At 67.6% G+C, this 10488-nt stretch carries 11 protein-coding genes and 1 pseudogene; 7 read left to right on the plus strand and 5 right to left on the minus strand.

Annotation, left to right across the window (positions count from 1 at the left end; all coding sequences use genetic code 11):
• Positions 1-180 precede the first annotated feature (180 nt).
• A complete protein-coding gene (locus tag VNG13_05980; GenBank protein ID HVA60070.1) occupies positions 181-348 on the plus strand; it encodes a hypothetical protein in 168 nt (55 codons plus the stop codon).
• A complete protein-coding gene (locus VNG13_05985; GenBank protein ID HVA60071.1) occupies positions 345-698 on the plus strand; it encodes an integrase core domain-containing protein in 354 nt (117 codons plus the stop codon). The genes VNG13_05980 and VNG13_05985 overlap by 4 nt, the downstream gene beginning before the upstream one ends.
• A gap of 143 nt (positions 699-841) precedes the next feature.
• Here the strand turns inward: VNG13_05985 and VNG13_05990 are convergent, their stop codons facing one another.
• The gene (locus VNG13_05990) at positions 842-1144 is read right to left on the minus strand and encodes a hypothetical protein (protein ID HVA60072.1); all 303 of its coding nucleotides are present in this window, start codon (positions 1142-1144) and stop codon (positions 842-844) included.
• A 16-nt stretch (positions 1145-1160) separates the two neighbouring features.
• On the opposite strand from VNG13_05990, the gene VNG13_05995 reads away from it, so the two are divergent.
• Positions 1161-2414, plus strand: coding sequence for a CoA transferase (locus tag VNG13_05995; GenBank protein ID HVA60073.1), 1254 nt, complete (start codon positions 1161-1163; stop codon positions 2412-2414).
• Positions 2415-2816: 402 nt separating this feature from the next.
• Positions 2817-4724 (plus strand): EAL domain-containing protein, encoded by a 1908-nt coding sequence (locus VNG13_06000; protein HVA60074.1) that lies wholly within the window; start codon positions 2817-2819, stop codon positions 4722-4724.
• A gap of 35 nt (positions 4725-4759) precedes the next feature.
• Here the strand turns inward: VNG13_06000 and msrB are convergent, their stop codons facing one another.
• Positions 4760-5173, minus strand: a complete 414-nt coding sequence (gene msrB, locus VNG13_06005; GenBank protein HVA60075.1) for a peptide-methionine (R)-S-oxide reductase MsrB — start codon at positions 5171-5173, stop codon at positions 4760-4762.
• A gap of 69 nt (positions 5174-5242) precedes the next feature.
• On the opposite strand from msrB, the gene VNG13_06010 reads away from it, so the two are divergent.
• From VNG13_06010 to VNG13_06020, 3 genes are all read left to right on the plus strand, one after another.
• The gene (locus tag VNG13_06010) at positions 5243-6217 is read left to right on the plus strand and encodes an ATP-binding cassette domain-containing protein (GenBank protein ID HVA60076.1); all 975 of its coding nucleotides are present in this window, start codon (positions 5243-5245) and stop codon (positions 6215-6217) included.
• Positions 6214-7032, plus strand: a complete 819-nt coding sequence (locus VNG13_06015; protein HVA60077.1) for an ABC transporter permease — start codon at positions 6214-6216, stop codon at positions 7030-7032. The genes VNG13_06010 and VNG13_06015 overlap by 4 nt, the downstream gene beginning before the upstream one ends.
• An 87-nt stretch (positions 7033-7119) precedes the next feature.
• Entirely contained in the window at positions 7120-7674 is a 555-nt protein-coding gene (locus VNG13_06020) for a MauE/DoxX family redox-associated membrane protein (protein HVA60078.1), read from the plus strand.
• 32 nt (positions 7675-7706) lie between these two features.
• Here the strand turns inward: VNG13_06020 and cysN are convergent.
• The 3 genes and pseudogenes from cysN to VNG13_06035 all read right to left on the minus strand — a co-directional run bounded on the left by cysN (position 7707) and on the right by VNG13_06035 (position 10340).
• Positions 7707-8942, minus strand: a pseudogene (gene cysN, locus VNG13_06025) (sulfate adenylyltransferase subunit CysN).
• Positions 8942-9847 (minus strand): sulfate adenylyltransferase subunit CysD, encoded by a 906-nt coding sequence (gene cysD, locus VNG13_06030; protein ID HVA60079.1) that lies wholly within the window; start codon positions 9845-9847, stop codon positions 8942-8944. Before cysD ends, cysN begins: the two are co-directional and overlap by 1 nt.
• Before the next feature lie 16 nt (positions 9848-9863).
• Entirely contained in the window at positions 9864-10340 is a 477-nt protein-coding gene (locus VNG13_06035; protein ID HVA60080.1) for a ribonuclease H, read from the minus strand.
• Between the last annotated feature and the right edge of the window lie 148 nt (positions 10341-10488).

The following is a 10488-nucleotide window of genomic DNA, read 5'->3' on the forward strand; positions in this document are numbered from 1 at the left end:
CCCTTGAAAACGACCCCCGCACCGGCAAACGGCATTAGCCCGCCAGCCCGGCCGGTGTGGATGATCACTTGTTAACCCGTGCACCGCCCCCCGACAACCCAACGAAATCCCAGGTCAAACCCTTACGTGAAGACCTCACAAATGTGATGTCTCGGGACATCGGAATAGGCCGGACCTGCATTGTGCAGGTTCGGGCTATGTCTTTTCTTCGCCGTCCAAACGGTGCTGCTCAAGACGCTGTACGTGCTTTTCGTGATCGAGATCGGCACCCGCCGGGTCCAACTGGTCGGGGTCACCGCTCATCCCAACACGGCGTGGATGACCCAGCGGGCCCGGAGCTGTCGATGACGCAGGGCCAGGACGCCCGTCTGCCGCGGTACCTGATCCGGGACCTGGACACGAAGTTCGTCGCCGGCTTCGACGCTGCGTTCACCGGCGACGGCACCAAGATCATCCAGACACCGGTGGCCGCGCCGAACGCGAACGCGTTCGCCGAGAGGTGGATCGCCAGCGCCCGCTCCGAATGTCTCGACTGGATTCTCATCCGCAGCGAGCAACACCTCACCCGGGTCCTCGCCGAGTACGTCGCGCACTACAACCATGCCCGGCCCCACCGCGGCCGGGGACCTTCGACCACCCTGCGCGACGGGATTGCCTCCAGCAACGTTCGCTGGAGTCCACCGCATCCGTCGGTGTGATCGACTCGGTGGGCTCATCCACGAATACGAACCCGTGGCAGCGTGACAGAAGAGCAATTGCACCCCACGGGGTCAGCCCCCGGTTGTCCCCGGGCCGGTACGCCGCACGAGCGTCCGCCCGTAGCTTGCCGGCGGTCTTCGGGTCAGGCTTCCGCACCATCGGTGCTTCCTTCCTTATCCGGCGTGAGGTCCTGACCGGATGCGGGCCTGGCATCGAGCCCCGGCCAGTCGCCGTCGAGGTCGCGGTAGGCCAGTACCGGGAGCTCGCGGCCACCCGTCGGCGAGTAGCCGATGAACGCGCTGACGCCCGGTCGGGAACGTGGGTGCGGAGCTTCTCGGAGCCGTCCGCCGGCGGTGGTGAGCCCTCGGACGTCGAGGTCGTGGACGGGGATATTGGTGCCGCCCCGGCCGTGTCGATCCCGATGTGGTGGAGTCGGCGTCACCATCGACGAAAGATGAAGAATGATCTCCGAGGATTTGGCCGGCCACGCGCCGCTGCTCAGCGATGTGCGAGTCATCGATTTGACCAGGGTGCTCGCCGGCCCCTACTGCACCCAGATCCTCGGTGATCTGGGTGCCGACATAATCAAGATCGAGGACCCTCGAGGTGGCGATGAAGTTCGGGACATTCCGCCCTTTTACCCGGGGGAGCAGAGCCACTATTTCCTTGCTTTGAACCGGAATAAGCGGAGCGTTGCAGTCAACTTGAAGTCGGTCGAAGGTCGGCAGTTCATCCTCGATCTCGTGCGTGGATCCGACGTCGTGGTCGAAAACTTCCGGCCCGGGGTTCTCGATCGGCTGGGACTGGGTTTGCACGATCTGCGGGAAGTAAAACCGGACATCATCCTGTGCTCGATCAGCGGATACGGAGCGGACGGTCCGCTCGCGAACTTCCCGGCCTTCGATCTCGTGGTTCAGGCACGAAGCGGGATCATGAGCATCAACGGCGAGAGCGACAGTCCGCCGTCCAGGCTCGGCCTTCCGGTCGCCGATCTGGGCGCCGGGCTGTGGGCGACGATCGCCATTCTCGCTGCGCTGCAAAAGCGGGGCAGTACCCAAAAGCGGGGCAGTACCGGCGAGGGGCAGCATCTCGACATCAGCATGTTGGATGGGGCCATTGCTCTCCAGAGCTACCTGAGCCAGATGGCGCTGCTCACCGGCGACAGTCCGCCACGACTAGGAAGTGATCATCACAACGTCGTGCCGTACGGGAGGTTCAAAGTCCGGGACGGGTACCTGGTAATCGCCGTGCTGGTCGGGCAGTTCTGGGCTCGGTTCTGCGACGCGGTCGGGCGACCGGACCTGACCGACGATCCCCGGTTCGCCACCAATGCCGTTCGTTGCGAGAATCGCGAGGCGCTTCGGGAAATCCTCGACGAGGTTCTGTGCAGCAAGACCCGTCACGAGTGGCAGGAGATCTTTACCCGGGCGGACGTTCCCCACGCTCCGGTGCTCGACATCACCGAGGCGCTGACTCAGGATCAGGTGACCGCCCGCAACCTCATCCGCACCGTGCAGCACCCAACGGCTGGTGCGGTCCAGATGGTGGGATCGCCGGTCCGGGTGAATGGCGCATCGCCGTCTGGAATGCGTCCCGCGCCGAGGCTCGGGGAGCACAGCCGGACCGTTGCCATGGAACTGCTCGGAATGACCGGCCCGGAGATAGACGTGCTGATCGAGCGGGGGGTCATCTCCGAAGCTGGGCTGGTGGAGTGAGGCGTCAGACGGTAAGGCTCAGACCCGACCGCGGTCTCCGGCACTCCTTGGGCCCGATGCGGCCCCTTCCCACCGCAGCCGGAAGCCTTCCGGTTCGCCGCCGTCTGCGGGGACGAGCAGGGCGTGGTTCTCGGCGTTGCCAGCCGGTTGGGTCATTCGGAGCCGGAGCGCTCCCGCTCACGATGGGGACAAAGCCGGCGACTAGGCCGAATGCCCATGCCGGCCGCCCAATCGGCCGCATCGCGACGGTCCGCAAAATAGCCGGACTTAGCCATGTTCCGACCCGGCCACCGGAGCCGATACGGAGGCATGGACGCCAGACCGGTGGCCCGCCATGCCACCGCAAGCAGGGGCATCCTGCCGACGCCAGACGCGGGCGATGCCGATCCCTGGCATGCCCGGATGCCTCTCGTACCGGTCCTCGGCATCCTCGTCGGCTCGTTCGCGGTGTCCATTTCCGCGGCAGCCGTCGATGGTGTGGCGCCCACCGTGCTCGGGGTCTGGCTCGCAATGCTCGTGCTCGCCGTCAGCTACCGCTTCGGGCCCAAAGGGGTCATCCCGATGTCCGCCGCCTCCGCGGCCGGCCTGGTCGCGTGGCACGGGCACCTGCTTTCTGACGCCGGGCTGCGTGAGTTCGGGGTCCTCGCGGCGGCGTTCCTGAGCTTCGGCTGCCTTGCGGCCGCTGGTTACTACTTCCTGTTCCGGAAACTGCGCACCGAACATTCGCTGCGGATGAGCGAGGTCGAAGCCGAGCGCAACAAGGCCCTCGAGCTGGTTCGGGAGCGGGAGGAACTCCAGCGAAAGCTGACGTTCAACGCCACCCACGACACCCTGACCCGGCTGGCCAACCGGGAGTTGCTCACCGAAGCCATCCAGCGCGCGCTCGACGAATGCCCGGGCCTGGATTCGCGGTGCGCCGTGATGTTCCTCGACCTGGACGACTTCAAAGGCGTCAACGACGAACTGGGACATGCCGCCGGGGACGAACTTCTGCGCGTCGTAGGTCAGCGGCTGGTCCATGCCGTGCGCGAGTACGACCTGGTCGCTCGCCTCGGGGGTGACGAGTTCGCGGTGCTCTTCCCGCTGTTCGATCCGGCGGCGGCACATTCGGTTATCGGGCGCGTGCTCGACGCGCTCAACGCGCCGATCACCGTCGGCGGCCGAACCGTGCAGTCCCGGGCGTCCGCCGGGCTGGCCATCAGCGAGCCTGACGACGATCCTCTTCTGCTGCTGGGCAAGGCCGACCTCGCGATGTACGCCGTCAAGAACCGGGGCAAGGACGACGTCGCGGTTTACGAGCCGGAGATGCATCAACGCGTCCAGCGCCGGCTCCGACTCGAATCCGATCTGTCCAAGGCGACCCGGGAGGGTCAGCTGCGGGTCTACTACCAGCCGATCGTCAGCCTGACTACCGGTGAGCTGCTCGGGTTCGAGGCACTGGTGCGCTGGCAGCATCCCGAGCATGGCCTGATCCCGCCCGACCAGTTCATCCCGATCGCGGAGTCCAGCGGCGCCATCGTCGAGCTCGGCATGTGGGTTCTCTCCGAAGCCTGCCGGCAGCTGCGCAGCTGGCAGGTCCAGCACCGGCCGGTCGGTGGCAGCAAACTCGGGATGGCGGTCAATCTGTCCGCCCGGCAGCTCGCCGATCCCGACCTCGTGACCTCCATCAGGGACGTTCTGGCCAAGACCGGGGTCGACCCGCGTGCCGTGACCCTGGAGATCACCGAGAGCCTCGCCATGGACGAAGGCGGATCGGCGCAGGAGACGCTCGCCCGGCTCAAAGCGTTCGGTCTTCAGTTGGCGATCGACGACTTCGGAACCGGGTACTCGTCGCTGTCCCGGCTCGGGCAGCTCCAGATCGACAAAGTGAAGATCGACAAAACCTTCCTCGACAGCCTGGTCACCCCCGAGCGGGCCCGCGCCGGTGCCACCCTGATCCGGGCCAGCATCGGCATGACGAGTGGCCTCGGCCTCACCGTCGTCGCCGAAGGCATCGAGGACCCGGCCCAGGTCGCGCTGCTTCGCCAACTCGGGTGCGACGAGGGCCAGGGATTCCTGTTCGGACGGCCGGCCCCCGCCGAGGCCTTCGACGTGACGATGGCCGGGTGGCCACTGCCCGAGCCGAGCGTCGAACTGCTCCGATCCGGCGCCGGCGATCGGATCCCCCGGCTGGTGGTGCAGCCATCGATGGCGCTGCGCCCCCCGACGAAGGACCGTTACGCCGCCCTCCGGGGCCTGGTCAATCCGCTGCCGGCGCAGCGGGCTCCGGCTCCGGCCTACACGGGCTCGGAACGGCGCACCGGCAGCTGAACCGGCGGCCTTGATCCGCAACCCGGCTCGCGTGGCTACCCGGTTGCCGGTTCCGCTTCCCGAGCAAGGTCGAGGGCCAGCGAATTGATGCAGTACCGCATCCCGCCCCGATCGCGTGGACCGTCGTCGAAAACGTGGCCGAGATGGCCGCCGCAGGTGGCGCAGCGCACCTCGGTGCGCCGCATGAAGTGCGAGTTGTCCGCGATCAGCTCGACGTTCGCCGGGTTCATCGGGTCGGTGAAGCTCGGCCAGCCGCTGCCGGAGTGGAACTTCGTCGTCGAGGAGAACAACGGCGTGTGACACGCGGCGCAGCGGTACACGCCGGCCTCGTCGGTGTCGACGTACTCCCCGCTGAACGCCCGCTCCGTCCCGCCCTCGCGCAGCACCGAGTACTGCTCCGGGCTCAGCTTCTCGCGCCAGTGCTCGTCGGTGGGCTCGGGTGTGGCCATGGTTCCTCCGTTCCGCATGCTGAGGTCAACGTCGAGGCTGCCTGTCGCGTTCCTGTCTAGGGTGACCGGGTGACCGTGATCGCCGCCGAGCCCGCGACCGCCCCGATTCGAACGGAAGCCCTGTACAAGACCTACCGTAGCCGCCGGGGAGAGGTGCAGGCGGTCGACGGGATCGACCTGGAAGTCGCTGCCGGCGAGTTCTTCGGCCTGCTCGGGCCGAATGGCGCCGGCAAGTCCACGACGATCGGCATGCTGACCACCACGGTTATCCCGACCTCCGGGCGGGCGTTCGTCGCCGGCGTCGACGTCACCCGCCACCCAGCTCAGGCCAAGCGCCGCATCGGGGTCTCAACCCAGACCAACACGCTGGACCGCCAGCTCACCGTCCGCGAGAACCTGTATTACCACGGCCGGTTCTTCGGGGTGAGCCGACGCGAGGCCCGGCTGCGGGCCGACGAGCTGCTCGAGCAGTTCGCGCTCACCGAACGCGCCACGTCGCGAATCTGGGAGCTCTCGGGCGGCCTCGCCCAGCGGCTGATGATCGCCCGCGCACTCGTTCACCGCCCGGAGATCCTCTTCCTCGACGAACCGACCTCGGGCATCGACCCGCAAACCCGGATCAACCTCTGGCGGATCCTCCGCGACCTGCACGCCGCCGGCCAGACGATCCTGCTGACCACGCACTACATGGAGGAGGCCGACGCCCTCTGCGAGCGGATCGCCATTCTCGATCACGGAAAGGTGCTGGCGCTGGGCAGCCCGGCCGAGCTCAAGACGGGCCTTGGCGCGGACACGGTGATCACCGTCACCCTCGACGCCGAGACCAGTGGCCTCGAAGATGCGGTGGCCGCCATTCCGGGGGTGCGCCGAGTCGAGCGGGAAGGGGCCATGCTGCGGGTCTTCGCCAACCCGCCGGGCGGGGTGCTTGCCCAGCTCGTCGAGGCCGCCTCCCGGATGGGCAGCCTGGTCCGGGACGCGACCAGCCTGCCGCCGAGTCTCGAGACGGTCTTCTTGTCGCTCACCGGTCGGGAGTACCGGGAGTGAGCGACCGAGTGAGCGGCACGATGCTCGGCACGTTCGGGGCGCTGCTGGCTCGAGACGTCAGGGTGCTGCGCCGCGGATTCGGCCAGTTCCTGCTGCGCACCGTGATGCAGCCTTTGCTGTTCGTCTTCGTGTTCGCCTACGTCTTCCCGAAAATCGGGCAGGGGTTTGGCACCAGCCGGGCCGGCGGCGGCGTGTTCACGACGATCCTCGTGCCCGGCCTGATCGCGGTCGCGATCATCGTCCAGGGAATCCAGGCGGTCGCGCTGCCGCTGGTTCAGGAGTTTAGCTACACGAACGAGATCGAGGATCGGATCCTCGCCCCGATCCCGGTCTGGGTGGTCGCTCTCGGCAAGATCGTCGCGGGCGGGGTGCAGTCGGTGATCGCCGCAGCCGTGGTCTTTCCGGTCGTCTACCTGGTGCACGCGCGCGGCGCCGCGCCGAGCGTGCACATCGACAACTGGCCGCTGTTCATTCTCGTCGTCCTCTTCGCCTCACTGCTCGGGGCGTCGCTGGGGCTGTTCATCGGGACCGTTCTCGACCCGCGGAAGATCACTTTGATGTTCGCGGTCATCCTGCTCCCGATGACCTTCCTCGGCTGCATCTACTACCCGTGGGCGACGCTCTCGCCGATCCCGTGGCTCAAATACGCCATCCTCGTCAACCCGCTCGTCTACATGAGCGAGGGGCTGCGTTCCGTCCTCACGCCACAGTTGCCGCACATGCCGATCTGGGGCTTCCTCGCCGCGCTCCTCGGCGGTGGGACCGGGCTCATGCTCATCTCCCTGCGAACCTTCCGACGCCGGGTTGTCACCTGAGCGCGATCTGGCATCCGCCGGGCCCCACCCGCCCGGTTTGCGAACCCCGGTCGTGACTGCCGCGGCCCCGGGCGGCAGGCTTGCCCCGTGAGCGACGAAGATCCGGGCCGCTGGACCGGGCTCGGCGGGGAGATGGTTGCCTCGCTGAGTCGGCTTCAGGGGCATCACGGAGAGTCCCGGGACAGGCTCTGGGACCGCGTGCTGCTCGGGCTCCGGCTCGTCATCGCGGCGGTGTTGTTGGCCGCTGCGGCCGGACAACTCGACCATCGATCGACCGTGATCGGCACGGTGAGCGCCTTCCGGCTCCTGCCGGCGGGCCTGGACCGCGGTGTAGGCGACCTCCTCGGTTTCGTCGAGCTCGGGGTCGGGCTGCTGCTCGTCATCGGCCTGCTCGTCCGTTTCGCGGCGAGCGTCGCGGCCGTCATCGAGCTGCTGTACCTCGCGCTCTTCGCGTCGGCCGATGCCCGCGGGCTGCGCGTCGCGTGCGGCTGCTTCGGCGTCGGCGGACCGCTCGGGGCGGCCGGTTCCACGCACTACCCGGCCGAGCTCCTGCTGAGCGCGGGCCTCCTGCTCGGCACGCTCCTGCTGTTGCCGCGCTCGGCCCGGCTGTGGTCACTCGACGCGTCGCGCCGCCGCCGCTGATCAGCCGGCGTCGAGGATCAGCCGGCGTCGAGGATCATCCCGGCACCGACGGTCTGGTTCGTCGCCTCGTCGATCAGGATGAACGAGCCGGTGGTCCGGTTTCGCCGGTACTCGTCGACGAACAGCGGCTGCGTGGTCCGCAACGTCACGCGCCCGATCTCGTTGAGCGTGAGCGCCTCGGCCACCTCGTCACGGTGCAGCGTGTTGACGTCGATCCGGTAGGCGAGTTCGCGAACCTGTGCGCGGGCTGCCCGAGTGGTGTGCTTGATCGCGTAGATGGCGCCCGCCCGCAGCGGCCGGTCGGCCAGCCAGCACAGCATCGCCTCGACGTCCTGGGTGATCCGCGGTTGGTTCTGCGGCCGGGCGATCAGGTCCCCGCGCGAGACGTCGAGGTCGTCGGCAAGCCGCAGGGTCACCGACATCGGTGGGTACGCCTCGTCGACCGGGCCGTCGGGGGTGTCGATGGCCGCGATCCGGGTGGCCAGCCCGGACGGCAGCACGACGACCTCGTCGCCGGTTTTGAGGACGCCGCCGGCCACCGTTCCCGCGTAGCCGCGGTAGTCGTGCCATGCGTCGGACACCGGGCGAATGACGTACTGGACCGGGAAGCGGGCGTCGATGAGATTCCGGTCGCTTGCGATGTGCACGTCCTCGAGATGGTGCAGTAGCGAAGGGCCCTCGTACCACGGCATCGACGCGGAACGGTGCACCACGTTGTCCCCGCGCAGCGCGCTGATCGGGACGAACGTGAGGTCGCCGATCTCGAGCTTGGCCGCGAAATTTCGGAACTCGGCTCGGACGCTCTCGAAGACGGCTTCGTCGTAGTCGACCAGATCCATCTTGTTGACGCAGAGCACCAGGTGCGGGACCCGGAGCAGACTCGCGATGAAGGAATGCCGCCGGGACTGTTCGAGAATCCCGTTCCGGGCGTCGATGAGGATGAGCGCGAGGTTCGCCGTGGAGGCGCCGGTCACCATGTTCCGGGTGTATTGGATGTGCCCGGGGGTGTCGGCGATGATGAACTTGCGCTTCGGGGTGGCGAAGTAGCGGTATGCGACGTCGATCGTGATGCCCTGCTCGCGCTCGGCCCGCAGCCCGTCGGTGAGCAAGGCGAGGTTGGTGTACTCGTCGCCGCGTTCACGGCTGGTCCGTTCGACCGCCTCCAACTGATCCTCGAAGATCGACTTCGTGTCATAGAGAAGCCGACCGATCAGGGTCGACTTCCCGTCGTCGACACTCCCGGCTGTTGCGAAGCGGAGCAGCTCCATCAGAAATAACCGGTCCGCTTGCGGTCCTCCATGGCGGCCTCGCTGACCCGATCGTCCGCCCGGGTCGCTCCCCGTTCGGTGATCCGGGTCGCCGCGACTTCGGCGATGATGTCCGCGGTCGTGGCTGCGCTGGACTCGACGGCGCCGGTGCAGGTCATGTCGCCGACCGTGCGGTAGCGGACGGTGGTCTCGAGGATCTCCTCGTCCGGGCCGGGCGTCGTGTAGGGGCCGATGGCGAGCAACATGCCGTCGCGGCGGAAGACCTGCCGACGGTGTGCGTAGTAGATGGGTGGCAGTTCGATCGACTCGTGTGCGATGTACTGCCAGATGTCGAGTTCGGTCCAGTTGGAGAGCGGGAAGACGCGGAAGTGCTCGCCGATGCGGTGGCGTCCGTTGTACAGGTTCCACAGCTCGGGCCGCTGACCCCTCGGGTCCCACTGGCCGAACTCGTCACGGAAGGAGAAGATGCGCTCCTTCGCGCGGGCCTTCTCCTCGTCTCGCCGGCCTCCCCCGAAGACGGCGTCGAAGCGGTGCTGCTCGATCGACTTCAGGAGGTTGTGGGTCTGCAGGCGGTTGCGGGAGGCCCCCGGCGTGGGGTCCTCGACGATCTCCCCGCGGTCGATCGAATCCTGCACCGAGGAGACGACCAGTCGCACCCCGAGCTCGCGGGCGCGGTGGTCCCGGAACTCGATGACTTCGGGGAAGTTGTGGCCGGTGTCGACGTGCACGACCGGGAAGGGGACCTGCTGGGGCCAACAGGCCTTCCACGCGAGATGCAGCAGGACCGCGGAGTCCTTGCCGCCCGAGAAGAGCAACGCTGGTCGTTCGAACTCGGCCACCACCTCGCGGATGATGTGGACGGCCTCGGATTCGAGCGCGTCGAGGTGGGAGATCTGGTACGTCAAAGTCCGACTAGATTAGTCATGATTCTCCCTGCCGGGCGAAGCTGGCGCCCGGCAGGATCGCCCGGTCGCTCTGGGCGCGGGCCGCGTCGTTCGCGAGCCGGTCGACGAACTCGTTCATCGGGTCGCCGGAGTGCCCCTTCACCCAGCGGAAGTGGATCTCTCCGGGCCGTTCGTCGACGACCGCCGCGATGAGGTCCACCCACAGATCCTGGTTGGCGACGGGTTCGCCCTTGGAGTTGCGCCAGCTGCGGCGGCGCCAGCTGGCCCACCAGCGATCCTGGAAGCACTTGACGACGTAGGTCGAGTCGCTCACGATCTCGAGCGGTCCGCTCAGGGACGCGACCGCCTCGATCACCGCGCAGAGCTCCATGCGCTGGTTCGTGGTCGCCTCCGCAGAGCCCGACGCGAAGTGCTCGTCGGAAACCGCCCAGGCCCAGCCACCCGGACCGGGGTTGCCGAGGCACGCCCCGTCGGTGAACACGACCGTCGCCACGCCGCACAGTCTGCCAGCATGCGCGCCCCCCGCAGCGCGACACTGGCAGGGTGATCTTTGACGGCTTCGCGCACCAGGTACCCGACATCGACCGTCAGGAAACCGACGAATGGGTCTCGTCGTTCGAGTCCGTCGTCGAGCAGCGCGG

This window comes from Mycobacteriales bacterium (assembly GCA_035533475.1).
Taxonomy (GTDB): domain Bacteria; phylum Actinomycetota; class Actinomycetes; order DATLTS01; family DATLTS01; genus DATLTS01.

Excerpts from the sequence above, each read along its gene's own strand:
- VNG13_05985 (HVA60071.1), top strand. The coding sequence starts at position 345 with ATGACGCAGGGCCAGGACGCCCGTCTGCCGCGGTACCTGATCCGGGAC.
- VNG13_05990 (HVA60072.1), bottom strand. The coding sequence starts at position 1,144 with ATGGTGACGCCGACTCCACCACATCGGGATCGACACGGCCGGGGCGGC.
- VNG13_05995 (HVA60073.1), top strand. The coding sequence starts at position 1,161 with ATGATCTCCGAGGATTTGGCCGGCCACGCGCCGCTGCTCAGCGATGTG.
- VNG13_06000 (HVA60074.1), top strand. The coding sequence starts at position 2,817 with ATGCCTCTCGTACCGGTCCTCGGCATCCTCGTCGGCTCGTTCGCGGTG.
- msrB (HVA60075.1), bottom strand. The coding sequence starts at position 5,173 with ATGGCCACACCCGAGCCCACCGACGAGCACTGGCGCGAGAAGCTGAGC.